The 24141-nt window shown below is 71.8% G+C and carries 19 protein-coding genes; 10 read left to right on the top strand and 9 right to left on the bottom strand.

From position 1 onward, the window contains the following. The first annotated feature begins 1072 nt into the window (after nt 1–1072). From E1300_RS12495 to E1300_RS12515, 5 genes are all read left to right on the top strand, one after another. Nucleotides 1073–2362 (top strand): sensor domain-containing diguanylate cyclase, encoded by a 1290-nt coding sequence (locus E1300_RS12495; RefSeq protein ID WP_131757142.1) that lies wholly within the window; start codon nt 1073–1075, stop codon nt 2360–2362. A gap of 61 nt (nt 2363–2423) precedes the next feature. Next, nucleotides 2424–4085 carry an energy-dependent translational throttle protein EttA gene (ettA, locus tag E1300_RS12500; RefSeq protein ID WP_131757143.1) on the top strand — a complete coding sequence of 554 codons (1662 nt, stop codon included), beginning with the start codon at nt 2424–2426 and terminating at the stop codon, nt 4083–4085. 649 nt (nt 4086–4734) lie between these two features. Further along, the gene (locus E1300_RS12505; protein WP_131757144.1) at nt 4735–5172 is read left to right on the top strand and encodes an acyl-CoA thioesterase; all 438 of its coding nucleotides are present in this window, start codon (nt 4735–4737) and stop codon (nt 5170–5172) included. Beyond that, nucleotides 5169–5873, top strand: coding sequence for a GNAT family N-acetyltransferase (locus E1300_RS12510; RefSeq protein WP_207399676.1), 705 nt, complete (start codon nt 5169–5171; stop codon nt 5871–5873). The genes E1300_RS12505 and E1300_RS12510 overlap by 4 nt, the downstream gene beginning before the upstream one ends. A 783-nt stretch (nt 5874–6656) precedes the next feature. Further along, a complete protein-coding gene (locus tag E1300_RS12515; protein WP_207399677.1) occupies nt 6657–8039 on the top strand; it encodes a S28 family serine protease in 1383 nt (460 codons plus the stop codon). A 169-nt stretch (nt 8040–8208) separates the two neighbouring features. On the opposite strand, the gene E1300_RS12520 is transcribed toward E1300_RS12515, so the two are convergent. The 4 genes from E1300_RS12520 to E1300_RS52385 all read right to left on the bottom strand — a co-directional run bounded on the left by E1300_RS12520 (nt 8209) and on the right by E1300_RS52385 (nt 11889). Continuing rightward, nucleotides 8209–9780, bottom strand: coding sequence for a glycoside hydrolase family 13 protein (locus E1300_RS12520; protein ID WP_131757146.1), 1572 nt, complete (start codon nt 9778–9780; stop codon nt 8209–8211). Between the two features lie 18 nt (nt 9781–9798). After that, nucleotides 9799–10188: a globin gene (locus E1300_RS12525; protein ID WP_131757147.1), complete on the bottom strand. Its 390-nt coding sequence runs from the start codon at nt 10186–10188 to the stop codon at nt 9799–9801. Between the two features lie 20 nt (nt 10189–10208). Then, nucleotides 10209–11204 (bottom strand): mechanosensitive ion channel family protein, encoded by a 996-nt coding sequence (locus E1300_RS12530; RefSeq protein ID WP_131757148.1) that lies wholly within the window; start codon nt 11202–11204, stop codon nt 10209–10211. Between the two features lie 217 nt (nt 11205–11421). Beyond that, nucleotides 11422–11889, bottom strand: coding sequence for a hypothetical protein (locus E1300_RS52385; RefSeq protein WP_242619111.1), 468 nt, complete (start codon nt 11887–11889; stop codon nt 11422–11424). 510 nt (nt 11890–12399) lie between these two features. On the opposite strand from E1300_RS52385, the gene E1300_RS12540 reads away from it, so the two are divergent. After that, on the top strand, nt 12400–13968 hold the full coding sequence (locus E1300_RS12540; protein ID WP_131757149.1) for an NsdA family TPR-like regulatory protein: 1569 nt from the start codon (nt 12400–12402) through the stop codon (nt 13966–13968). Between the two features lie 6 nt (nt 13969–13974). After that, a complete protein-coding gene (locus E1300_RS12545) occupies nt 13975–14649 on the top strand; it encodes a GNAT family N-acetyltransferase (RefSeq protein ID WP_242619112.1) in 675 nt (224 codons plus the stop codon). A gap of 321 nt (nt 14650–14970) precedes the next feature. Here E1300_RS12545 and E1300_RS12550 read toward each other — a convergent pair whose 3' ends face one another. After that, nucleotides 14971–15792, bottom strand: a complete 822-nt coding sequence (locus E1300_RS12550) for a class I SAM-dependent methyltransferase (RefSeq protein WP_131757150.1) — start codon at nt 15790–15792, stop codon at nt 14971–14973. Nucleotides 15793–15852: 60 nt separating this feature from the next. Next, a complete protein-coding gene (locus E1300_RS12555; protein ID WP_131757151.1) occupies nt 15853–17940 on the bottom strand; it encodes a prolyl oligopeptidase family serine peptidase in 2088 nt (695 codons plus the stop codon). A gap of 297 nt (nt 17941–18237) precedes the next feature. Between E1300_RS12555 and E1300_RS12560 the strand changes: the two genes are divergently transcribed. Next, on the top strand, nt 18238–18747 hold the full coding sequence (locus E1300_RS12560) for an HNH endonuclease (protein ID WP_131757152.1): 510 nt from the start codon (nt 18238–18240) through the stop codon (nt 18745–18747). Between the two features lie 16 nt (nt 18748–18763). Then, nucleotides 18764–18985 carry an FmdB family zinc ribbon protein gene (locus E1300_RS12565; protein WP_131757153.1) on the top strand — a complete coding sequence of 74 codons (222 nt, stop codon included), beginning with the start codon at nt 18764–18766 and terminating at the stop codon, nt 18983–18985. A 4-nt stretch (nt 18986–18989) separates the two neighbouring features. Here the strand turns inward: E1300_RS12565 and E1300_RS12570 are convergent, their stop codons facing one another. From E1300_RS12570 to E1300_RS12580, 3 genes are all read right to left on the bottom strand, one after another. Next, entirely contained in the window at nt 18990–19337 is a 348-nt protein-coding gene (locus E1300_RS12570; RefSeq protein ID WP_131757154.1) for a DUF1330 domain-containing protein, read from the bottom strand. Between the two features lie 117 nt (nt 19338–19454). Next, nucleotides 19455–21308, bottom strand: a complete 1854-nt coding sequence (ilvD, locus tag E1300_RS12575) for a dihydroxy-acid dehydratase (protein WP_131757155.1) — start codon at nt 21306–21308, stop codon at nt 19455–19457. 382 nt (nt 21309–21690) lie between these two features. After that, on the bottom strand, nt 21691–22509 hold the full coding sequence (locus E1300_RS12580) for a nuclease-related domain-containing protein (protein ID WP_242619113.1): 819 nt from the start codon (nt 22507–22509) through the stop codon (nt 21691–21693). Between the two features lie 202 nt (nt 22510–22711). On the opposite strand from E1300_RS12580, the gene E1300_RS12585 reads away from it, so the two are divergent. Next, on the top strand, nt 22712–24136 hold the full coding sequence (locus E1300_RS12585) for an amidase (RefSeq protein WP_242619114.1): 1425 nt from the start codon (nt 22712–22714) through the stop codon (nt 24134–24136). Nucleotides 24137–24141: the final 5 nt, after the last annotated feature.

Consider the following 24141-nt stretch of genomic DNA (forward strand, 5'->3'; position numbering starts at 1 on the left):
TCCGGACGGGAAGGCGGCCAGCTGGACGTCAAGCGGCCAGCTGGGCGTCAAGCGGGCGGCTGGGCGTCAAGCGGGCGGCTGGACGTGAGGCGGGCGGGTGGACGTCAAACGGGCGGTGGACGGGAGGAGGGTAGCTGGACGTGAGGCGGGCGGGTGGACGTCAAGCGGGCGGTGGACGGGAGGCGGGTGGCTGGACGGGAGGCGGGTGGCTGGACGCGAGGTGGGTGGTGGGGGTGCCCGAAGCGTCCGAGAGGGCGGGGATACGAGAGGTGGTGGCTTGAGTTGCGTGTGTGGAGACCGGGATGTCGAAGGCGGGCGCCTCCCGCGTGCTGACAAGTGTTCGGCCTTGTCGAGGCGCTGGAGACGGCTGGCGTTGCGATCGCGTGCGAAGCCAAGTTCGAGCGAAGCGAGAACTTGATCGCGCAGTGAGCCGCCAGGCGAGCCGGAGCGATGCCAGCGATCGCCGCGCCGCCCGTTGGAGGAAGGCCCGCCAGGGCCTGACGCCAAGGGCGACGCATTGAACACAGCGATCGCCGGGACGCCCGTTGAAGGAAGGCCCGCTGGGGCCTGACGCCAGGGGCGACGCAATAAGCACAGCGATCGCCGCACTGTCCGTGGAAGGAAGGCCCACTAGCGCCTGACGTGGAGGGCACTGCGATCGGCGCAGAGGGCGCCAGCGTCTGACGCGGAGGACATTGCAATCAAACAGAGGGCGCCAGCGCCTGATGCGGAGGACACTGCGATCAGTGCAGAGGGCACTGGCGTCTGACGTGGAGGGCACTGCGATCGGCGCGGAGGGCGCCAGCGTCTGACGTGGGGGACGCTGCGATCAACACAGGGGGCGCTAGAGCTTGACGCCGAGGGCAATGCAAAAAATACAGCCTTAGATCCAGGAAACGCCGCGCATGGTGTTTCCCCCCTCGGATGCGCTGTGGTCCGCGCCGTCGCGTGCCCTGGCCAGATGCCCGAAACGGTCATCTGCATGTGCCTTACCGAAGGTACCGGTTTCCCGCCCACTCCGCACACGTTGCAACTATCGTGTTACACAACGTGATGCGTGTAAGGGGGAAGGATGACGGCAGTGCAGTCGTCCGCCGAGGATCGGGGCGGGGAGCTGGCCCGCAGGCCCCGGCGCCGCGTGCTTTCGGGGCGTCCGCGCCTCCTCGTGGTGTACGTGCCGGCGGTCGTCGCCGTCCATCTCGGGCTCACCGTCGCGGCGCTCGCCGGCACCGCCCTCCGGGTCAATGATCTACTGACTTTTGCCGCTTTGCTGGCCTGCGGGGCGGTGTGCATCGAGGCGACGCGGCGGCTCGGCATGCCTGCGGGCGTGGCGCGCGACCTGCTGTCGTCGTGGTGGCTGCCGGTCGCGCTGCTGCTGCCGCCGGTGTACGCGCTGCTGATGCCGGTGCCCTTGCAGGCGCTGCTGCAGTTCCGGGTGCGGCGCACGCTCGTCTACCGGCGGGTGCTGGTCGCCTCGGCCTACGGGATCGCCGGGGCGTGCGCGTCCGCGGTGTTCCACATGGTGGTGCCGCATCCCCTGGACGGCACCCCGCAGTGGGCCCTGCACGCATGGCCTGGGATCCCCGCGGCCGTTGCGTGCGCGGCGCTGTTCACGGTGGTCAACACGGCCCTGGTGGCGGTCGCGGCCCGGGCGGCGAACCCCGAGAGCCGCTGGCGGGAGGTCCTGTGGAACCGGGAGAGCCTGCTGCTGGACGTCGTCGACCTCTGCGTCGGCGTTCTCGTGACCGTGTCGAGCTCGCTGACGCTGGGGATGCTGCTGCTGGCCCTGCCGCCGGTGGTGCTGCTCCAGCGCAGCCTGATGCATCAGCAGCTCCAGGCCGCCGCGCGGACGGACGCGAAGACCGGGCTGCTGAACGCGGCGGCCTGGCAGCGGGAGGCCGACACCGAGCTGTCGCGGGCGCACCGGTCGGACGATCCGCTGGCGCTGCTGCTGATCGACATCGACCATTTCAAGCGGGTGAACGACACCCACGGGCATCTCGTCGGTGATCAGGTGCTGGTGGGTGTGGCGAGCACCCTGTGCCATCAGCTGCGCGACTACGACGTGGTCGGGCGGTTCGGCGGCGAGGAGTTCGTGGTGCTGCTGCCGGGCACCGACACGGTCGAGGCGTGCCGGGTCGCCGAGCGGCTCCGGGGCCGCGTCCGGAGGCTCGCGGTGCCGGCGGAGGAGGGGACGGTGACCGTCACGGTGTCGGTGGGGGTCTCGCTGTTCCGCACCCACGGGCAGGACCTCATCGAGCTGCTGACCGCCGCCGATCTGGCCCTGTACCGGGCGAAGGCGTCCGGGAGGGACCGCGTTTGCCTGCCCGCGGTGGACGGCCCGGAACCGTCCGGAAGCTGAGGCGCGGCGGGCGTGGGTTCGTGCGACCAAGCGGTGCCCGCGACCCTCTAGTCTTTAACATATGGCCGAGTACATCTACACGATGCAGCGTGTGCGCAAGGCACATGGCGACAAGGTCGTCCTGGACGACGTCACCCTGCATTTCCTTCCCGGTGCCAAGATCGGCGTTTTGGGGCCGAACGGCACCGGCAAGTCGACGCTGCTGCGCATGATGGCCGGCCTCGAGCAGCCGTCCAACGGCGACGCGCGGCTGATGCCGGGGTACACCGTGGGCATGCTCCAGCAGGAGCCCCCGCTCAACGAGGAGAAGACCGTCCTCGGGAACGTGGAGGAGGGCGTCGCCGAGACCAAGGCGATGCTCGACCGGTTCAACGAGATCGCCGAGAAGATGGCGACGGACTACTCCGACGAGCTGATGGAGGAGATGGGCAAGCTCCAGGAGCAGCTCGACCACCGCAACGCGTGGGACCTCGACAGCCAGCTCGAACAGGCGATGGACGCCCTGCGCTGCCCGCCGGCCGACGCCGACGTGACCACCCTGTCCGGTGGTGAGCGCCGCCGCGTCGCGCTGTGCAAGCTGCTGCTCGAGGCCCCCGACCTGCTGCTGCTGGACGAGCCCACCAACCACCTGGACGCCGAGAGCGTGCAGTGGCTGGAGCAGTTCCTCGCCAAGTACGAGGGCACCGTCCTGGCCGTCACCCACGACCGGTACTTCCTCGACAACGTGGCGACGTGGATCCTGGAGCTCGACCGGGGCCGCTGCCACCCCTACGAGGGCAACTACTCCACGTACCTGGAGAAGAAGGCCGAGCGGCTCAAGGTCGAGGGCAACAAGGACGCCAAGCGCAAGAAGCGCCTCCAGGAGGAACTGGAGTGGGTCCGCTCCAACCCGAAGGCGCGGCAGACCAAGAGCAAGGCCCGCCTTGAGCGCTACGAGGAGATGGCGGCCGAGGCGGCGAAGACCCGCAAGCTCGACTTCGAGGAGATCCAGATCCCGCCGGGGCCCCGCCTCGGCAACACGGTGATCGTCGCGGACGGGCTCGGCAAGGGCTTCGGCGACCGGCTCCTCATGGACGACCTGTCGTTCAACCTGCCCCCGAACGGCATCGTCGGCGTCATCGGCCCGAACGGCGTCGGCAAGACGACGCTGTTCCGGATGATCGTCGGCGAGGAGCAGCCGGACACCGGCGCCCTGCGGGTCGGCGACACCGTCAAGATCTCCTACGTCGACCAGGGCCGCGGCGGCCTCGACCCGAAGAAGACCGTCTGGCAGACCGTCTCGGACGGCCTGGACCACATCAACGTCGGCCAGGTCGAGATGCCGTCCCGCGCGTACGTGGCGGCGTTCGGGTTCAAGGGTCCGGACCAGCAGAAGCCGACCGGCGTCCTGTCGGGCGGTGAGCGCAACCGGCTGAACCTGGCGCTGACGCTCAAGCAGGGCGGCAACGTCCTCCTGCTGGACGAGCCGACCAACGACCTCGACACCGAGACGCTGTCCAGCCTGGAGAACGCCCTGCTGGAGTTCCCCGGCTGCGCCGTGATCACCTCGCACGACCGGTGGTTCCTCGACCGCATCGCCACGCACATCCTGGCGTGGGAGGAGGGCTCGAACTGGTTCTGGTTCGAGGGGAACTTCGCCGACTACGAGAAGAACAAGATCGAACGGCTCGGAGCCGACGCCGCCCGCCCGCACCGCGTGACGCACCGCAAGCTCACCCGGTGACGGGCGGTCCGTCCCGGCTACCGGGCCGGATCCAAGCGGCCTGAAGGGCCGTGCGGGCAAACGCCCCCACGGCCCTTCCGCACAAACCCTCCCTTAAAGCCCTTCATGCCCGGCCGTTAGCGCACGGCACGGTCATTCGCGGGCGGCCCTCCGTGCGCGGCCCTTCGTGCGCGGCCCTTCGTGCGCGGCCCTTCGTGCGCGGCCCTTCGTGCGCGGCCCTTCGGGGGCGACGCTGCGTGCACGGCCCCGTTGGGGGCGCTGCTACTCCCGCAGCTGGTCACGCAAGGCGCTTCGTGCGCGGCGCTGCGTGCGCGGGCGCCTCTGTTCACGCAGCCTTTCCCGAACGGCGCTGCGTGCGGGGCCGTTCGTGCGGGGCCGTTTGCGGGCGGCCCTTCGGGCGCGACGTTCGCGGACGCCTTTTCTCGCGCGGCTGTGCGCGCACGGCCCCGCGTGCGCGGTCGTTCGTGCGCGGTTGTTTGTGCGCGGTTGCTCGTAGGTGCCCCTTCTCACGTGGCGTTCGTGTGCGGTGCTCGTCGTGTGTTCCGCATGGAGGCGGGTGGCGAGGGGATGGAACGGGGCGGAAATCTTCTCCGGGTAGCATCGGGCGCACCGGCGGAATCCCCCCGTCACCCGACTCCCAGGCGAGGACATGCAGCAGACCGACCTGCCCGCGGCCGAGTACCGGCACGTCTATGAGTTCAACATCCGCTTCGGGGACATCGACTCCCAGGGCCACGTCAACAACGTCAAGTTCCTCGGTTACCTTGAGGACGCGCGGCTTGAGATGTTCCACGGCGACCCGGTGCGCAAGGGCGAGCAGCCCGTCCGCGGCATGGTGATCTCCCGGCACGAGATCGACTACCGTCTGCCGCTGTTGCCGACCGTCTACCCGATCCGGGTGGAAACGTGGGTGACCGAGGCCCGGGCCGCCTCGTTCAAGCTCGCCTACGAGGTGCGGGACGACGAGAACGTCTACGCCACGGCCACGTCGACGCTGGTGGCGTTCGATGTGGAGGCGAACCGGCTGCGCCGCTTCACGCCGGAGGAGCGGGAGTTCATCGGCCGCTATCTGGCGCCGCCGGCATGACGGCGGTCACCGGCCCCGCCCTCGACGGCGACCCGCACGATCCGCTCGTCCCGTTCGCGAGCCTTGGAACCGCGTCCGGGGCCGCCTTCGGAGCGGCCTTCGGCTCCGTTCGGACGGACGATCCCACGCCGGATGAGCCCGCGCGGACGCCATCGCGCGTCCAGCTGCGCGTCGTGCGACCGTCGGACGCCGAGGCCCTCGCCGAGCTTTACCAAGAGAACCGCGCGTACCTGCGGCCGTGGGAGCCGGAGCGCGGCGACGCGTACTTCACCGTCGAGGGGCAGCGGGAGAACATCGGAGACCTCTGCGAGGCGCACGGTGCCGGTGAGATGTGGCCGGCCGTCGTCCTGCGGGACGGTGAGATCGTCGGACGCATCACCCTGAACAACGTCCTGCGGGGGCCACTGCTGAGCTGCTTCGTCGCCTACTGGGTGGCGCGCGCGCACGCTGGGCAGGGCGTGGCGACGGAGGCCGTCCGGCAGGCGCTGGACGTGGCGTTCCGGGTGATGCGCCTGCACCGGGTGGAGGCGTTCACCCGGGTCGACAACCACGCGTCCCAGCGCGTGCTGGAGCGGAACGGCTTCATGGCCATCGGGACGGCGCGCCGCCACATCCACGTGGACGGCCGCTGGCACGACCAGCGCATCTTCGAGCGCCTGGCCCCCTGGGACGACGGCATAGCCCTCCTCCCACCCGCCTAATCCCACACACCCGCCACCCGCCTAATCCCACACACTCGACCGCCTAACCCCACACACCCGCCCGTCTAAGCCGTCATACCGGGCCGCCGAAGACGCCCCCGGCCCTCTGGGCGGCGACCTGCTCATCGCCGCGCGCGCCAAGTTGCCCGGAGGCGCCCGCCGGAGGCGCGCCATCCCTGCCGGAGGCGTACATCCTCGCCGGAGGTGCACCAATCCCCGCCGGAGGTGCACCATCCCGCTGGAGGCGCGCCATCCCCGCCGGAGGCGCGCCAGCCTTGCCGGAGGCGCGCCAGCCTTGCCGGAGGCGCACCATCCCCCCGCCGGAGGGCACCAGCCTCGCCGGAGGTGCACCATCTCCGCCGGAGGCGGATTGTTCCCGCCGGAGGTGGGGTGCCCCGCCCGGAGCTTGCCTGCTTGCTCAACGGTCCGCTGTCTGTACACGTTTGCTCGCTTGAGGCGCGCCGCCCGTCCGCGCGTCCGGCTGTGTGGGTGCGCCCGCCGCGGTCGTGTGTCTGGGGGCGGTTGCCTGGCTGGGCGTGGCCGTTCGTCTCCGGTGGGCCCCCTCGTATCAGTGCGTTCGCCCGTCTGCGTGTGGTCGGAGGGTGTTGGAGGCGGGGCGTGTTGTGGCGTGTCTGTTGTGGGGGATGACCACCGAGTCGTCACGGGTCGGTAACAAGCGCGACAGAGATCCGTTTTCGCCCTACTTCTCCCTCTAGGGTCGCGACGCGAAATGTGGAGATCCCACGTGAAAGGGGCACAATGCGGCGCGTCTCACGAGGAGCGATGGCACTGCTGATCGCCGCGGGACTGACGGGGACCGGCGCCACCGCGGCGCAGGCCGGGGTCACCGCGCGGGCGGACGACATCGCCGCCCAGCTGAAGGCGATCCCGGGCATGCAGGTGACGGAGAAGGCCTCCACGTTGCCCGGCTACCGGTGGTTCTGGCTCAGCTACCGCCAGCCGGTCGACCACACCAAGCCCAAGGGGCAGTGGTTCGAGCAGCGCATCATGCTCCAGCACAAGTCCTCCGACCGGCCGATGGTGCTCTACACCAGCGGCTACAACACGCCGGAGACGATGTTCACGTCCGAGCCGACGGCGCTGGTCGACGGCAACCAGATCTCGGTCGAGTACCGGTACTTCACCCCGTCCCGGCCGGAGCCGACGGACTGGCGCAAGGACACGATCTGGCAGGCCGCCACGGACGAGCACCGGCTGATCGGCGCGCTCAAGAAGATCTACAAGGCGAAGTGGATCTCGACGGGCGCCAGCAAGGGCGGCATGACCGCCGTCTACCACAAGCGGTTCTACCCGAACGACGTCGACGGCAGCGTCGTGTACGTGGCGCCGAACGACGTGGTGAACAACGAGGACAGCGCCTACGACAGGTTCTTCAAGACCGTCGGGACGGACCCCCAGTGCCGTGCCCATGTCAAGGCGCTGGCGCGGGAGTTCCTGAAGCGCCGTCCGGCGATGCTCACGCGGTTCAAGGCGGCCGCCGCGGAGAACGGCTGGACGTTCACCATCCTCAAGACGCCGGACCGCGCGTTCGAGAACTCGGTGATGGACTACGAGTGGGGCTTCTGGCAGTACAGCCTCCAGTCCGACTGCGCGAGCCTGCCCGCGGTGAACGCCTCGGACGACGAGATCTACGGGACGCTCGACAACATCTCCGGGCTGTCGTTCTACACCGACCAGGGCCTCGCCCCCTACATCCCGTACTACTACCAGGCGGGCACGCAGCTCGGCTGGCCCACGCCGCAGTTCACGAACCTGCGGCCGCTGCTGCGCTACGAGCGCAGCTACCAGCCGCGCACCTACGTCCCGCGCGACATCCCGATGCGGTTCGACGGCGGCAGGGCGATGCGGGACATCGACGGCTGGGTGCGCGCGCACGGCAGCCACATGCTGTTCCTGTACGGCGCGAACGACCCGTGGGGGTCGGAGCGGTTCCGGCTCGGGAAGGGCAGCCGCGACTCGGCCGTCTACACCGCGCCCGGCATGAACCACAGCGGCCGGCTGATCGCCAAGCTGCCGGACGATCAGAAGGCCAAGGCGACCGCTGACGTCCTGCGCTGGGCGAACGTCCAGCCCGGCGCGAAGTCGCTGAAGACGATGTCGGTGACCGCGGACGACCCGCTGCTGCTCCAGCGCCCGCCGCTGTAGCCGCGTCCCGGGCGGCACACGCCGAACATCACACCGTGCCGCCCGGCGGACGTGCGGAGCGCGGCCAACCCCGCCCTCTCCTCAGCGGAGTCGAGGAGAGGGCGGGCACGCCTCCGGCAGACGCGGGCCAAGGTCAGTTGGTGTGAGCAGCGGCGCGCAGGCTTGCTGGTCAGGGGGTTGTTAGCCAGGTGGCCGCGTTGCCGGGGAGTAGGTCGCCGTAGAGGGGGATGGTCGTCAGCAGCGGACGCCCGGCGGGTAGGCGTACCGGGTTGTCGCCGCAGTTGAGTGCGCAGGTGAGCGGGCCGCGCCGGAAGAACAGGGCGGTCTCGGGGGAGTCGAGCCACTCCAGGTCCTCCGGCAGGCCTTCCGCGAGCAGGCGGCGGCGCAGGGCCAGGGCCTCGCGGTAGAAGGACAGGGTCGAGGCCGGGTCGCCCTCCTGGGCCTCGACGGTCAGCGAGGCCCACTCGGCGGGCATCGGGAGCCAGGGGCGGACGCCCTTGGGGGAGAAGCCGTACGGTTCGGCCTTCCCGGACCACGGGAGCGGCACGCGGCAGCCGTCGCGGCCGATCTGGCCGCCGTCGCTGCGCTTCCAGATGGGGTCTTGGCGGGCGTCGTCCGGCAGGTCGACGACCTCCGGCAGGCCCAGTTCCTCGCCCTGGTACAGGTAGGCGGAGCCGGGCAGCGCCAGGAGCAGCAGCAGCGCCGCCCTCGCCCTGGCCAGTTCGACGCCCGGGATGCCCTCCGGCTGCTCGTAGCGGGTGAGGTGGCGGACGGAGTCGTGGCTGGACAGCACCCAGGTCGGCGCGGCGCCGGTCGGTTCGACGGCCTTGATCGCCGCCTTCGCCACGTCCTGGAACGCGGCGGCGGACCAGGGGGCGAGTTGCAGGTCGAACTGGAAGACCTGGTGGAGCTCGTCCGGACGGAGGTAGAGGGCGAGGTCCTCGGGGCCGTCCGTCCAGACCTCGCCGATCGCCATGCGCTCGCCCTCGTACCCGTTGAGGATGCGCCGCCACGCGCGGTAGATCTCGTGGACCTCGGGACGGCTGTAGATCGGGCCGTTCGCGGCGCGGCGGCTGCGTCCGGCGAGGTCGCCGAACGACTCGTCCTTGACGAGGCCGGCGGCGACGTCGATGCGGAAGCCGTCGACGCCGCGGTCGAGCCAGAAGCGGAGGATCTCCTCGAACTCGTGCCGGACCTCGGGGTTGCGCCAGTTCAGGTCGGGCTGCTCGGTCGCGTAGAGGTGCAGGTACCACTCGCCGTCGGGCAGCCGCGTCCAGGCGGGGCCGCCGAACGCCGACGGCCAGTCGTTCGGCGGGTCCTCCTCACCGGGACCCTGGCCTGGCTTGCCGGGGCGGAAGATGTAGCGGGCGCGCTCGCGGGAGCCGGACGGCGCGGCGAGCGCCTGCCGGAACCACGGGTGCCGGTCGGAGGTGTGGTTCGGGACGATGTCGACGATCACCCGGAGGCCGTGGTCGTGCGCGTCCGCGACGAGCGCGTCGAAGTCGTCCAGCGTGCCGAACCGGGGGTCGACGTCGCGGTAGTCGGCCACGTCGTAGCCGCCGTCGGCCAGCGGGGACGTGTAGAAGGGCGTGAGCCACAGCGCGTCCACGCCGAGGTCGCGCAGGTGGCCGAGGCGGGAGCGGATCCCCTGGAGGTCGCCTTCACCGTCCCCGTCCGAGTCCGCGAAGCTGCGGACGTAGATCTCGTACACGACGGCGTTGCGCCACCAGGGGGTCGTCATACAGGGCGATCTACCCGCTTATGTCGGGGCGTTCACCATGCTGCGCGCGGCCATCGTGAAGTAGTCCCAGAGCATCTTCTCCAGCTGCTCGGGCAGTTCCAGCTCGTCGACGGCCACGCGCATGTGCCGCAGCCACGCCTCGCGCTCGGCCTCGCCGATGACGAACGGGACGTGCCGCATGCGCAGCCGCGGGTGCCCGCGGCGCCGGCTGTAGGTGTTCGGCCCGCCCCAGTACTGGATGAGGAAGAGCCGGAGCCGCTCCTCGGCGGGGCCGAGGTCCTCCTCCGGGTAGAGGGCGCGGAGGTCGGGATCTTCGGCGACCCCCTGGTAGAAGCGGTGGACCAGGCGGCGGAACGTCTCCTCGCCGCCGACCGCTTCGTAGAAGGTGACCTGTTCGGGTTCAGCCATAGCGTCCCCAGCCTATGTGATCAGGTGGCGGCGGGGGTGGCGACCGAGACGCCCGCCTCGTCGAACGCGCGCTTCACCCGCTCGCGGAGCTCGCGGGCGACGTCGCCCTGCTTGCCCGGGGCGGTCTTGAGGACGACGCGGATCACGATCGCGTCGCCGGCGAGCGCCTGGACGCCCCACACGGACGGCTTCTCCAGGATCAGGTCGTCCCAGTCGGGCGAGGCGGCCATCTCGTCGGCGGCGGCCTGGAGGAGGTCCTTGACCTTCTCGGTGTCCTCGTGGATGTCGACCGGGATGTCGAGGACGGCGCGGCCCCAGTTCTGCGACTCGTTGCCGACCTTCTTGATCTCGCCGTTCGGGACGTACCAGACGACGCCGTTGACGTCGCGCATCCGGGTGACCCGCAGGGTGACGGCCTCCACCGTCCCCTTGGCGCTGCCGACGTCGATGATGTCGCCGACGCCGTACTGGTCCTCCAGGAGCATGAACAGCCCGGCGAGGAAGTCCTTCACGATGTTCTGGGCGCCGAAGCCGACCGCGACGCCGATGACGCTGGCGCTGGCCAGGATGGGCGCGAGGTTGAGGCCGAGGGAGCCGAGGATGGTGAACGCGGCCGTGCCCATGATGATGATGGACGAGATCGAGCGCAGCACCGAGCCGAGCGTCTTGGCGCGCTGGGCCCGCCGCTGGTTGAGCAGCGCGGGGCTGCCGTCGAAGACGGTGCGGGAGCGCTCCTTGACCCGCTCCGACATCGTGCCCTCGGCCATCCGCAGCGTCACCCTGGTGATCGCGCGGTGCACGACGTTCTTGACGATCAGCGCGACCACGAAGGTCAAGATGATCATCAAGGCGGTGGCGATGGGCTTGTCGAGCCAGGTCGCGTAGAACGAGGTGAACCCGGTGTCGCGGGAGATGTTCCAGACGAGCCTGCACGCCGTGGTGGGCGTGTCGTCCTTGCACGCGACCTCGGGCGTGCCCTTCTCCGCCCAGGGCAGCAGTCCGAGCACGAGCGACATCGGGCAGACCCTCCCCGGCCGTTGTGGGCGTCAGGACACCTCGCCGTGGACCTGCGGCGGGTACGAGCCCGATCGTAGGGGACGGGAACGACCGGTTCGTACGCCACCGGACGAGGCGGCGCGGCCTGGCCGGGGAGGGGCTGATCAGGCGGGCGTGCCCCGCGGGGTCCGCGGCTGCCGCGCCGTTCCGGCCGCGGTCCGCGGGGCACGCCCGGTCTCAGGAGCGGCCGGCCCGCCGCCGAAGGGCGTCGCGGGCGGGGAACGCGTCCCTGCCCGGACGAGCGTCTCTACTGGGGAGCGTGTCGCGGCCTGGGCGAGCGTCCCTGCCCGGATGCGGGTCCCTGCCTGGATGCGCGTCCCGGGACGGGAGGGTGTCGCAGCCCGAGGGCGCGTCGCGGCCCTGGAGCCGTTGCAGCGGTTGCAGCACGTGCGCCAGCTTCAGGGCGGCGCCGCCGGGGTCGTCGACCCGGTGCATGAGCTCCCCCCAGGACCACCAGAAGTAGTGGTCGCGGGACTCGGGCGCCGGCGCGCACGTGACGTCCTCGGCGAGGCTCGCCGCCGCCGGGTTCACCACGCGCAGGAACGCCGGCCCGGACCGGGTCCGTACGACGCGGGCGACCAGCCCCCGCGTGTCGAGTTCGTGCTCCAGCTCCTGGAGGTAGCCGACGCGTCTGTCGCTGACCACCTGCGCACCCCCTCTGTCCTTCGTGCTCCGAGGACTGCTCGGCCGACCCCGCGGAACCGCCCGCGGTGCGCGGCCGCCCGCCGGTCGAGCCTGCTGTGATCCACTCTGCGGATTCGTTTCGTTACTCGCGGCGAGAATTGCAACTCTCACGGTCCCGGGTCAAGGGCGGCGCGGTGCGGCGGAGTACCGGATTACCCCACCTCGGAGCGAGTTTTTTCCCCGGCGGAGGAAGAATCTCTACCCTGGGGGGCGAGGACGCACCCCAGGCCCTGCTCAATTGGGTTGAACCGCTTGGCCGGCCCCGGTGACAGGGTTACGCTGCGTGCGCGAGAGATTATCTGTCGTGTCCATCCAGTTACCGGTCGCCGTGCAGGAGCGTCGCCCCTCCCCCGGGGGGAACGTCCCCGCCCAGCGGTGAGGAGGCCGGAACCCATGTCGGACCCCCCTCGGAAGGAAACGGACGTCGCTCGCCGGATCCGCGCGCACGGCCTTGCCCGAGGGCGGTGTCCCGTGGAGATCGCGCAGGACATCCACGAGCAGTGCGGCCCCCTGTTCGGGACCAGCCGCGTCAAGGCGCACCGGCTGGCCCACGGCGTCGCCCTGTCCGACATCGTGGCGCAGGTCCGGGCGCTGTACGAGATCGACGGCAAGCCGCCGCCCCGGCTCGGGGAGACGCTGCTGTCGGCTTACGAGAGCGGGTACAAGAGGCCCGGTCCCGAGTACCTGCACTATCTCTGCGCCGTGTACCGGGTCGAGCCCGACGTCCTGGGGTTCCGCAGCCCCTGCATCTGCGGACGCGGCCACGCGGTCCGTGTGAGCGCCGCCCCCGTCCCGCAGCCGCGGGCACCGGAGCGTCCGCACGTCCGCGAACCGGACGCCCCGCTCGTCGGGGCGATCATCACCAGGGCCGAGGAGCGGCCCTGGGTCACCGTCAACGACCAACGGGGCCTCGACCGCGCCGACGGCCCCCTGTCCATTGATGTGGGAGAGGAGGACATCGTGCTTCGTAGGACCCTTCTGCAACTTCTGGCCGGAGCGGGCGTGGCGCTCGACGGTCAGTTCCTGGGGGCGGTCGACAACCTCAGGCGCAAGATGGACGACACGCTCGTCGGCGCCACCGTCTCGCCGACCATGCTCGACCAGTGGGAGGAGACCACCTACGGCTACGGCCAGCAGTACCAGGCCACGCCGTCCCTGCGCATGCTGTGCGACGTGCTGCTGGACTTCAGCGAGGTACGGCGGATGTGCGACAAGCGCCAGCCGGTCGAGCTCCAGGAGCGGCTGTGCCGGATCGCCGCGCAGCTGTCCGGGCTGTCCGGCCTGATCATGATCAATCTGGGCGACCACCGGCTCGCCCGCTCGTTCTTCCGCACCGCGCGGACCGCCGCCGACGAGACCGGCGACCGGCAGCTGCGCGCCTGGGTGACCGTCCGCGAGTCGCTCGTGCCGATGTACTACGGCGACCCGCGCGAGGCGCTCCACCTGGCCCGCAAGGCGCAGGACCTCGCGGGCCGCACCCCCGGCGTGGCGGCGGCGATGGCGCCCGCCGTGGAGGCCCGCGCCCTCGGGATGCTGGCCATGCGCGGACGCGGCGACGCCGCGCCCAGCGCCCGGCGCGCCCTGGTGCGGGGCCGTTCGGTGTTCGACCAGCTCTCCAAGGCCGACACCAGCGACCTCGTCTTCGGCTTCACCGACCGCCAGATGGCGTTCTACGAGGGCGACACCTTCACGAACCTCGGCGACCACAAGCACGGCGACGAGGTGCTGAGCCACGCGCTGACCCTGTACGCGCCCACCGACCGGGTCGACCTCACCCTCGTGCGCCTCGACCGGGCGATGTGCAAGCTGCACGCTGGGCATCCCGACGCCGCGCTGTCCGCCGGGCAGGAGGCCATCCTCGACCTGCCGCCCGACCACCGCTCCGACATCCTCGTCCACCGGGCCCGCCAGATCGGCGCGGCCGTGTCGGCCAGGCACGGCGACATCCCGAGGCTGAAGGAGTTCAACGAGGCGCTCGCGGGCCCCTGGGTCACCAGCCCCACCGCCGAGCAGCCCGGTCCCCCGTCCGAGCAGGTCTGAGCGGCCATGGGCATGCCCGACGGCGCCCACGGACGGGACCACCGGCCGCCCGCGGGCGGCCCCGGCGGCGCCCGGCACGGGAAGGACCGCGCGGTGAACGGCGCGGGGGCCCGCACGCTGGTGCGGCTCCAGAACGAGCCGCCCGTCTGGGGTTTCGGCGACCTCCGGCTCCGCCGCTACCGCACCAGCGACCACGCCACCGTCCTCGCTCTGCACAGGGAAGGGCTGGCCCAGGTGGGCCTGCGGCCGGGCGACGGCGTCTACTACGACCACGACTTCTTCCGGATGGAGGACATCTATCTCCGCAACGACGGCGAGTTCCTCGTCGGCGAGTCCGGCGGGCGGATCGTCGCGATGGGCGGCCTCCGCCGCGCCGACCTCGTCCCCGGCGGCAGCGCCCGCGCGTTCGGCGGGTACGCGCCCGGCGCGCCCGTGCTCGACGCCGTCGAGATGGTGCGCCTGCGCGTCCTGCCCGCCGTGCAGCGCCGCGGCTACGGCGCCGCCGTGGTCGCCGCCCTGGAGCAGCGCGCCGCCGAGTACGGCTACCGGATCCTGCGCGCCGACACCACCGAGCTCCAGAAGCCGGCGCTCGCGCTCTACCGCAGGTTCGGCTGGACGGAGACGCGCCGCGAGGTGATCGGCGGCATCGTGAACATCTACCTGGAGAAGCCCCTCCGCTAGGACGTGTCCCACGGGCTTCCCGCCGTGAGCGGTGCCCGGGCCCGGCGCCCGGCACCGCGGCAGGCGGGGACACGCCTTGAGACCCTGGGCCGCGGGCGGCCTCGCGTCAGCGGCGCGGCGCAACGCGACCCCCGCGGCCCGGGCTGCTCGACGCGCCCAGCAAGCCGCCCCCCGTACTTGAGCGCGCCCCGGACGCAGGCGGCCGGACGCACGCGGGCCGGGTCACGTGGAAGGCCGCAGGCCGGGTGCCGCGGGTGTGCGCGGGGCGGGTCGTGTGGGTGTGCGCGGGGCGGGTCGTGTGGGCGGGTGTGGAGCGGTGGGCTAGGGGTGTTTTGCTGGGGGTTGTCGGGTGCCGGCTACCAGTTGCATTAGCGGGTAGCGGTGTTGGCGGACGGCGGTGAGGCCGCGGCTTGTGAGGGCGTTGGTGACCTCTCGGTCGCCGAACACGGTGAAGCCCGCGGCGCGTCGCAGGACCTCGCCGGTGAGGCGGGAGACTGGCAGCGCGACGGGACGCCGCGAGGTCAGGATGATCAGACGTCCGCCGGGACGGAGCACGCGAACCATGCCGTCCAGCGCGCCCCAGGGGTCGTCGAACATGTACAGCGCGCCGAAGCAGCAGACGGCGTCGAACGTCCCGTCCCGGAACGGCAGGTCGACGGCGTTGCCCCGGACGTAGCAGACCTCTCCGTCGCCGGAGCCGTTCCGGGCGGCGACGGCGCGGGCCAGCATGGTCTCCGAGGCGTCGAGGCCGACGACGAGACCGCCTTCCCCGACCCCCGCCGCGAGGGCGCGGGTCACGTTCCCCGGGCCGCACGCCACGTCCAGGACGGTCGCGGACGGCTTGGCGGTGTCGGCCGGCTGCGCCAGCCCGAGCCAGTCCCGGGCCGTCGCCTGCTCGGCGGCCGTGTCCGGGCCGAGCGGCCAGCCCTTCGCGAGGTTGAACCCGACGGGCCGCCACACGCGCTCGTAGATCCGCGGCAGGAACGTCGACCGCATCATCGACTGCGCGAGCGAGGGCGGCGGCTCGGCGGCGGGGCCGAGCAGGTCCAGGTAACCGGCGGACGCGTCGGGGCTCGCGGGCGGCTCCTTGAGCAGGCCGATGGTCCGGTCCAGAGCGGACACCCGCACTCTCGAAGGGCTCATCCGGCAATTAGAACACGCGTCAATTCCGGCCCGGCAGCCGCACCCGCCGCCTGCCGCGCGTCAGTCCTCTCCGGACAGGTCGAGGCCGGTCTGGGCGGCCATGAAGGACAGCGTGTCGGCCATGAGCGCGACGGAGCGGCTCACCGAGCGGGCGGCGTGGCCCACGTCGGCCTCGTTGCGCAGCAGGACCGGGTTGTCCGAGGTCGTCGCGTGCTGGAGCGCGGCGCAGAGCTTGCGGGCGTGCAGGGGATCGACCCGGGTGTCGCTGCCGAACGTCGTGAACAGGACGGCCGGGTAGGCGGTGCCGGGGCGGACGCGGTGGTAGGGGGAGTAGCCGAGCAGCCAGCCGAACTCCTCGGGGTCGTCCGCCGTGCCGTACTCGTCGTTCCAGGTCTGCCCCAGCCCGAACCTCTCGTACCGGACCATGTCGAGCAGCGGCGCGGAGCAGACGACCGCGCGGTACAGCTCGGGGCGCTGGGTGAGGGCGGCGCCGACCAGCAGCCCGCCGTTCGAGCCGCCGGAGATCGCCAGCTGGGACGGGGTGGTCAGGCCGTCGGCGACGAGCTTCTCGGCGGCGGCGTGGAAGTCGTCGAACACGTTCTGCTTGTGCTCCCGCATCCCCGCGCGGTGCCACTCCTCGCCCTCCTCCGACCCGCCGCGCAGGTTCGCGACGGCGTACACGCCGCCCGCCTCCACCCAGGCCAGGATGCTCGCCGAGTACGCGGGCGTCAGCGCGATGTTGAAGCCGCCGTAGCCGTAGAGGATCGCCGGGCGCGGGCCGGAGAGCCCGGGACGGGACGCGACCAGCATCCGGACCTCGGTGCCGTCCGCCGAGGCGAAGGCCACCTGGCGGGTCTCGATCTCGGGGACCTCCACGGCGCCCGGCGCGGACGCCCACAGCGTCGTCTCGCCGGTGCGCGCGTCGTAGCGGAGGACCGACGACGGCGTGACGTTGTCGGTGTAGCCGAACCACGCCTCGTGGCCGCCCTCGGGCCGCTCGATGATCCCGCCGATCGAGCCGAGGCCGGGCGTCGGGACGGTGCCGAGCCGCTCGCCGGTGCCGAGGTCGTGCACGGTGATCTCGCTGATCGCGTGCCGGGTCCATCCGGCCAGGAGGACGGGCCGGTCGAGGCCGTCGAGGATCGCGAAGTCGGTCAGGACGGCCTCGGGGTCCTCGGGAACGAGGTCGCGCCACGTCTCGTACGACGGGTCGGACGGGTCGGCGACGCACAGCCGCGACCGGGGCGCGTCCCGGTCGGTGAAGATGTAGGCGCGCCCGTCGCGGCCGACGTGCAGGCCCGTCCCGGCGTCCACGCCTTCCTGGACGGGACGCATCTCGGGCTTCTCGGGCGGCGAGGCGGACAGGTCGGCGATCCACAGGTCGTTGCGCGGCGCCGTGCCCTGGGACGAGGAGATCGTGAGCCAGCGGCCGTCGCGGCTGACCCCGACGCCGTAGTAGTTGGTCTTGTCCCGGCCCGCCCCGAAGATGAGGACGTCGTCGCTGTCGGGCTCGGTGCCGAGCCGGTGCAGGTAGACGCGGCGGTGGTACTGCTCCTCGCCCTGCGGGACGTCCCGGGCGTGCAGCCGGCGGGCGTAGTAGAACGCCTCGCCGCCGGGCAGCCACGCGACGGACGACTCGCGGACCCGGTCGATCGGGCCCTCGACCAGCTCGCCCGTCGCGACGTCCAGCACGTAGAGGAGCGACTCCTCGTCGCCTCCGGTCGACACCTTGTAGGCGAGGAGGCGGCCCTCCTTGTCGGGCTGCCAGCCGTCCAGGGTGGTGGTGCCGTCGGGGTCGAGGGCCATGGGGTCGATGAGCACCCGCTCGGTGCCGTCCGGGTCGACGGTGTAGAGGACGGGGTGCTCCTGCTCGGCCGTCCGCCGCGTGAAGAAGCGCCGCTCGCCGCGCCAGACGGGGGAGCCGACGCTGCCCGCGCCGAGCAGCTCGCCGAGCCGCCGCCGCAGCCGGTCGCGCCCGGGCAGCGCGTCCAGGATCGTGTGGAACAGCTCGTCCTGTCCGGCGAGCCACTCCTTGGTCTCGGCGCTGTCGGGGTCCTCCAGCCAGCGGTACGGGTCGGCGACCCGGTGCCCGTGGATCTCCTCGACGATGTCCTGGCGCGGCGCGGGCGGGTACGGCATTCCGGTCATGCTGTGAACTGTATTGGGCTCCGGGGATGGTCCGCTCCGGCCGCCAGGGAGGCCCTCCGACCCGCTCCGGCAGGTACCGGGCGTGTTGTTCGCGTTCGATCAGGCGTCCGGATGGGGATTATTGGGGTAGCGAACGGGCTCCTCAGAGGCCACACTGATTTCGGGTCGGTTCGCCCCTGAGGAGGACCTCATGGCGGGTGCGCAGGTGCCGGAGACAATAATCGGGCCTCGGTGGGAGGCGCGCTCAGCCGCGTCCGCCGAGGCCAACGGACGACGGTGCCCGGCGGAGGCCGTCTGATGCGACAGGTCCTCCTCCTCAACGCGACCTACGAACCGCTCACCACGCTGCCGCTGCGGCGGGCCGTCTGCCTCGTGCTCCGGGACAAGGCGGAGATCGTCCACCACGACACCTCCGGCGCGGTGCTGCACTCGGCGACGATGGCGATCGAGGTGCCGTCGGTGATCCGGCTCCGCCGCTACGTGCGGATCCCGTACCGCACGCGGGTGCCGCTGACCCGCGCCGCGCTGATGCGCCGCGACAGCTTCCGCTGCGTCTACTGCGGCCGCCGCGCCGAGACGATCGACCACGTCCATCCGCGCAGCCGCGGCGGCAAGCACGTCTGGGAGAACTGCGTCGCGTCCTGCATGACGTGCAACCACCGCAAGGCCGACCGGCTGCTGGAGGAGCTGGGCTGGACGCTCAGCATCACGCCCGGCGTGCCCCGCGGCGCGCACTGGCGGCTCATCGGCATCGTCCACGACGGCGACCCGCAGTGGGCCGCGTACGTCTCGGAACCGGCCGCCTGAGCCGTATCCTGGAGGCGTGCCACGCTATGACTACCGCTGCCGCGCCTGCGGGTCGACGTTCGAGGTCTCCCGCCCGATGATCAACGCCTCGGATCCGGCGCCGTGCCCGGACGGGCACGCCGACACGGTCAAGCTGCTGTCCACGGTCGCCGTCACCGGCACGTCCCGCGGTGGCGCCCCCGCGTCCCCGCCGCCGTCCGCCGGAGGCGGCTGCTGCGGCGGAGGCTGCTGCTCCTGACGCCTCAGGCGTTCTGGGCTTCGCGCATCGCTTTCGCGGTCGCGGTGGGGTCGTAGCCGTCCGGGACGCCTCGGAGGAGGACCGTGGTGCCCTCGATGTGGTCGGTCCGCATGGGCAGGATCTCCTGGTAGGCGTCCGACGCGTACCAGGCGCGGGCCTGCTCCATGTCGGGGAACTCGATGAGGACGTAGGCGCCCTCGAAGGGGCCTTCGAGCACCTCGGCCTGCGTGTTGTGGACGAGGAACCGGCCGCCGAACGGGTCCATGGTGTCCTGGATCCGCTCGATGTAGGTGAAGACGTCGTCGTGGAGCGGCGGCTGCGGGCGCATGTAGGCCAGGGCGTAGGCGGTCATTCGAGCCTCCTCGGGGAGTGGTGGCCGGGCCCGTCCGGATCGGCCGGGCCCGGCTTGACGTCACTCACTCTGCCCGAGGGAGGGAACGGTGGCGATTACGTCGGAGGTAGCGCGCGGTCAGCGTTCGAGCTGGCTCACGTCGCGGGCGGCGCCGGTGGACGCGGACGTCGCCATGGCGGCGTAGGCGCGGAGCGCGGCGCTGACGGGGCGGTGCCGGTCGCGGGGGCGGTAGCCGCCGAGGTCGGCGAGCAGCTTCTCGCGGCGGATCTCCAGCTCGTCGGCCGGGACGTCCAGCTCCAGGACCCGGTTCGGGATGTCGATCACGATGCGGTCGCCGTCCTCGACGAGGGCGATGATGCCGCCGCCCGCGGCCTCGGGGGAGGCGTGGCCGATGGACAGGCCGCTCGTGCCGCCGGAGAAGCGGCCGTCGGTGATGAGCGCGCAGGCCTTGCCGAGCCCGCGGCCCTTGAGGAAGCTCGTCGGGTAGAGCATCTCCTGCATGCCGGGGCCGCCCTTGGGGCCCTCGTAGCGGATCACGACGACGTCGCCCGCCTTGATCCTGCCGCTGAGGATGCCCTCGACGGCGTCGTCCTGGCTCTCGAAGACGACGGCGGGGCCGGTGAAGGTCCACAGCTCCTCGTCGACGCCGGCGGTCTTGACGATCGCGCCGTCGGGGGCGATGTTGCCGCGCAGGACGGCGAGGCCGCCGTCGGCGGTGTAGGCGTGCTCCACGTCACGGATGCAGCCCTCGGCGCGGTCGAGGTCGAGCTCCTCCCAGCGGGCGCTCTGGCTGAACGCCGACGTGGTGCGGACGCCGCCGGGCGCGGCGTGGAACAGCTCCACCGCCTCGGGGAGGACGTCGGGGGAGCGGACGTCCCACTTGGCGAGGTGCTCCTCCAGGGACGCGGAGTGGACCGAGTGGACGGTCCGCTTCAGCAGTCCCGCGCGGTCGAGCTCGCCGAGCAGGGCGGGGATGCCGCCCGCGCGGTGGCAGTCCTCGACGTGGTACTTGCCGGTGGCCGGGGCGAGCTTGCAGATGCAGGGGACGCGGCGGGACAGCTCGTCGATCTCCTTGAGCCCGAAGTCCACGCCGGCCTCGTGCGCGGCGGCCAGCAGGTGCAGGATCGTGTTGGTGGAGCCGCCCATGGCCACGTCCAGGACCATGGCGTTCTCGAACGCGTCGGCGGTGGCGATGCTGAGCGGCAGCACGGACGCGTCGTCGCCGTCGTAGTAGCGGTGGGCGATGTCGACCACGGCGCGGCCGGCGTCCTCGTAGAGGCGGCGGCGGGCGGTGTGGGTGGCGAGGACGGTGCCGTTGCCGGGCAGGGCCAGGCCGATCGCCTCGGTGAGGCAGTTCATGGAGTTGGCGGTGAACATGCCCGAGCAGGACCCGCAGGTCGGGCAGGCGCTCTCCTCCATCTCCAGGAGCTTGTCCTCGGCGACCGAGTCGTCCGCGGAGGCGATGATCGGGTCGATGAGGTCGAGCTTGTTGCCGCCCATGACGCCCTCTACCGGCTTGCCGGCCTCCATCGGGCCGCCGGAGACGAACACGGTCGGGATGTTGAGGCGCAGCGCGGCCAGCAGCATGCCCGGGGTGATCTTGTCGCAGTTGGAGACGCAGACGAGGGCGTCGGCGCAGTGCGCGTTGACCATGTACTCGATCGCGTCGGCGATCACCTCGCGGGACGGCAGCGAGTAGAGCATGCCGTCGTGGCCCATCGCGATGCCGTCGTCCACGGCGATCGTGTTGAACTCGCGGGGGACGCCGCCGGCCTCGCGGACGGCGCCGGCCACGACCTTGCCGACCTGGTCCAGGTGGACGTGGCCGGGCACGAACTGGGTGAAGCTGTTGGCCACGGCCACGATGGGCTTCCCGAAGTCCTCGCGTTCGACGCCGCTGGCCCGCATGAGGGCGCGGGCGCCCGCCATGTTCCTGCCGTGGGTGACCGTGCGTGACCTGAGGGCGGGCATCTCGGAACCTCTCTGACCTGTGGCGTGCCGTGACTTCCGATCGTACGACCGCGCCGGCGCCGGTCGGGCGGGGAGCGGGGTGCGGCGATCGGGCCGCGCGACGGGAACGGGGCAGCGGCGGTTCGCGGCGCTGCGGCCGGCTCAGCGGAGATCGTGCGGGGTCGGCCCTGTCGTTCGATGCTACCCAACGGCGCCGGATGCTCGGGCGGCGCGACCGCGGGGAGGGGTGATCGCGGGAACGCGTGATCACGGAAGAGCGGAGGCGGCACCTGCGCCGCGGGGGCGGCGAGGTGCCCCTCCGAATGCCGGGCGCCCGCGGGGCCCGGTGGTCCGGGGCTCGTCGTCGAGCCGTGCCGGGCGGCCCGGGGCCGCCCGCGTGCGCTCAGTCGGGGTACTTCGGCGGCAGCGCCTTCTCGGCCGCCTGGAAGATCCGCTCGACGTCGGCGTCGGTGAGGATCTTCGGCCGGCGGCGCAGGTAGGCGCGCGCGCGGTTGCCGGCGTAGACGTCCACGTCCCTGACCCGCATGACCTTCCACGGGATGGACGGGCCGTAGATGGCCACGGAGGGCTGCACCGGCACCTCGAAGCCGACCGCGCCGCCGATGATCCGGCTGGCCTGCTCGGCCTCCCAGCGCGCCTCGTCCAGCCGGTCCTTGCGGTTGAAGGGGCCGTGGAAGAGCTTCAGGTGCGACATCGTGCGCACCGGCAGCCGCTTGTCCCAGTTCTCGGAGTCGATCGCGTAGACGCCGCTCGGCCCGATCACGAGGTGGTCGATCTGGCCGTCGCTGACGCCCTCGTCGTCGCGCGGGACGGCCCGCGCGTGCAGCACGAGGTAGCCGTTGCGCTGGAGGGACTTCAGCTGCTTCTCGGTGCGGCGCTCGGCGGCCGACGACTTCTGCCAGGCCGAGACGCTGGACTGCGTGCGGGCCCGGCGGACGGTGTCGACGATCACCACCAGGACCGCGGCGGTGAGGCCGAGCCGCACGCCGACGACCAGGGTGCAGGCCAGGCCGACGACGATCGCCGTGCCGATCCGCCACATCCACCGGCGGATCTGGGGGTCGCTCAGCAGCGCCCCGCCGGTTCGCTCCTCGGCCGCCTCCTTCACCGGCGTGCCGTACGGACGGTCACGCGACTCCTCCGTCTCGTCCCCCGGGTGGTCTCGCGATTCCTGCCCTTTGCCCCGCTCCATGATCGCCATGAGTGACGCTCCGTATTCCTTTCCCATCGGGGGCATGATCCTCCGTGCGCAGAGTAATCATTCCTACGGTTGGCGACTAGTCATGCCGGGTTAATACTTTTGTCGCCGGGCGCGCGTGATTCACCGCCGCGGCAGGCGGGTAGATTATGTGCCGCTCTATCATCTTTGATGCTTGTGCGTCCGGCGTCTACCGTTCCGCCTTGTGACTCATACCCACGACCTGAGCGTCATGCAACTCGCCGGGGCGATCCGGGCGCGCGAGCTGTCGCCCGTCGAGATCGCCGACCACTACCTCGACCGCATCGAGCGCCTGGACCCGCAGGTCGGCGCCTACGTGACCGTGACCCCCGAGCGGGCCCGCGCGGAGGCCAAGCTCGCCGAGCGCGCCGTCCTGGACGCGGTGGACCCCGCTGACCTGCCGCCCCTGCACGGCGTGCCGGTTCCGGTCAAGGACCTGAACATGGTGAACGGCGTCAGGATGACTTTCGGCTCGGACGTCTTCGCCGATCTGACGGGCTTCGCGGACGATAACGTCGTGTCCCTGTTGGGGCAAGCGGGTTCTGTCCTCCTCGGTAAGACCGCGACCCCCGAATTCGGACTTCCCTGTTACACCGAAAGTGCCGTCGCGCCGCCCGCCCGCACCCCGTGGGACCTGACGCGGTCGGCGGGCGGCTCCAGCGGCGGCGCCGCCGCGGCGGTGGCGGCGGGGCTCGCGCCGGCCGCCCAGGGCAGCGACGGCGGCGGGTCGATCCGCATCCCGAGCAGCGTCTGCGGCCTCTTCGGGATCAAGCCCACGCGCGGCCGGATCTCGCAGGGGCCGATCATCCCCGACCTGTTCGGGCTGTCCACCAACGGCCCCATCGCGCGGACCGTCCGCGACGCCGCGCTCCTGCTGGACGTGATGGCGGGCCCGATGCCCGGCGACCTCTACGCGGCGCCGCCCGTGGCGGGAACGTTCCTGTCGTTCGCCGACCGGCCGCCGGGGCGGCTGCGGATCGCGCGGAACCGGCAGCCCGCCGTCCCGGGCGCGGAGGTGCACCCGGACTGCGTCGCGGCCTACGAGGACGCGTCCGCGCTGCTGGAGGAGCTCGGCCACGAGGTCGTGGACCTGCCGCCGGTCTTCGGTCCGGAGCTCGTCCCGCACTTCGAGCTGCTGTGGGGCGTCATGGCCACGCTCACGCCCGTCGCGGAGGACCAGGAGCACCGCCTCCAGCCGCTGACCCGCTGGCTGCGGGAGCGGGGGCGGGCCACCTCGGCGCCCGCCCTGTTCGAGGCGCACGCCCAGTTGCAGGCGGCGATGCGGGCGGCGTTCCCGGTGATGGACGCGTTCGACGCGATCCTGCATCCCACGCTGGCGCGGCCGCCGGTGCCCGTCGGGTACTTCCACGACCAGGAGCCCGCGGAGAACTTCGAGCGGCAGAAGCACTTCACGCCGTTCTGCGCGGCCTACAACATCTCCGGGCAGCCCGCGGTGAACGTCCCGCTGCACTGGAACGCCGAGGGGCTGCCGATCGGGGTCATGCTCGCGGGCCGGCTCGGCGGGGAGGGCACGCTCATCTCCCTCGCGGCGCAACTGGAGGAGGCCCGCCCCTGGACCGACCGGAAGCCGCCCGTCTGGGACGCGTGACGCCG

It is taken from the genome of Actinomadura fibrosa, assembly GCF_900659615.1.
GTDB lineage: Bacteria > Actinomycetota > Actinomycetes > Streptosporangiales > Streptosporangiaceae > Spirillospora > Spirillospora fibrosa.

Excerpts from the sequence above, each read along its gene's own strand:
- E1300_RS12555 (WP_131757151.1), bottom strand. The coding sequence starts at position 17,940 with ATGACCGGAATGCCGTACCCGCCCGCGCCGCGCCAGGACATCGTCGAG.
- E1300_RS12580 (WP_242619113.1), bottom strand. The coding sequence starts at position 22,509 with ATGGCGATCATGGAGCGGGGCAAAGGGCAGGAATCGCGAGACCACCCG.
- ilvD (WP_131757155.1), bottom strand. The coding sequence starts at position 21,308 with ATGCCCGCCCTCAGGTCACGCACGGTCACCCACGGCAGGAACATGGCG.
- E1300_RS12545 (WP_242619112.1), top strand. The coding sequence starts at position 13,975 with ATGGGCATGCCCGACGGCGCCCACGGACGGGACCACCGGCCGCCCGCG.
- E1300_RS12550 (WP_131757150.1), bottom strand. The coding sequence starts at position 15,792 with ATGAGCCCTTCGAGAGTGCGGGTGTCCGCTCTGGACCGGACCATCGGC.
- E1300_RS12560 (WP_131757152.1), top strand. The coding sequence starts at position 18,238 with ATGCGACAGGTCCTCCTCCTCAACGCGACCTACGAACCGCTCACCACG.
- E1300_RS12495 (WP_131757142.1), top strand. The coding sequence starts at position 1,073 with ATGACGGCAGTGCAGTCGTCCGCCGAGGATCGGGGCGGGGAGCTGGCC.
- E1300_RS12510 (WP_207399676.1), top strand. The coding sequence starts at position 5,169 with ATGACGGCGGTCACCGGCCCCGCCCTCGACGGCGACCCGCACGATCCG.
- E1300_RS12570 (WP_131757154.1), bottom strand. The coding sequence starts at position 19,337 with ATGACCGCCTACGCCCTGGCCTACATGCGCCCGCAGCCGCCGCTCCAC.
- E1300_RS12515 (WP_207399677.1), top strand. The coding sequence starts at position 6,657 with ATGGCACTGCTGATCGCCGCGGGACTGACGGGGACCGGCGCCACCGCG.
- E1300_RS12505 (WP_131757144.1), top strand. The coding sequence starts at position 4,735 with ATGCAGCAGACCGACCTGCCCGCGGCCGAGTACCGGCACGTCTATGAG.
- E1300_RS12530 (WP_131757148.1), bottom strand. The coding sequence starts at position 11,204 with ATGTCGCTCGTGCTCGGACTGCTGCCCTGGGCGGAGAAGGGCACGCCC.
- E1300_RS12525 (WP_131757147.1), bottom strand. The coding sequence starts at position 10,188 with ATGGCTGAACCCGAACAGGTCACCTTCTACGAAGCGGTCGGCGGCGAG.
- ettA (WP_131757143.1), top strand. The coding sequence starts at position 2,424 with ATGGCCGAGTACATCTACACGATGCAGCGTGTGCGCAAGGCACATGGC.
- E1300_RS12520 (WP_131757146.1), bottom strand. The coding sequence starts at position 9,780 with ATGACGACCCCCTGGTGGCGCAACGCCGTCGTGTACGAGATCTACGTC.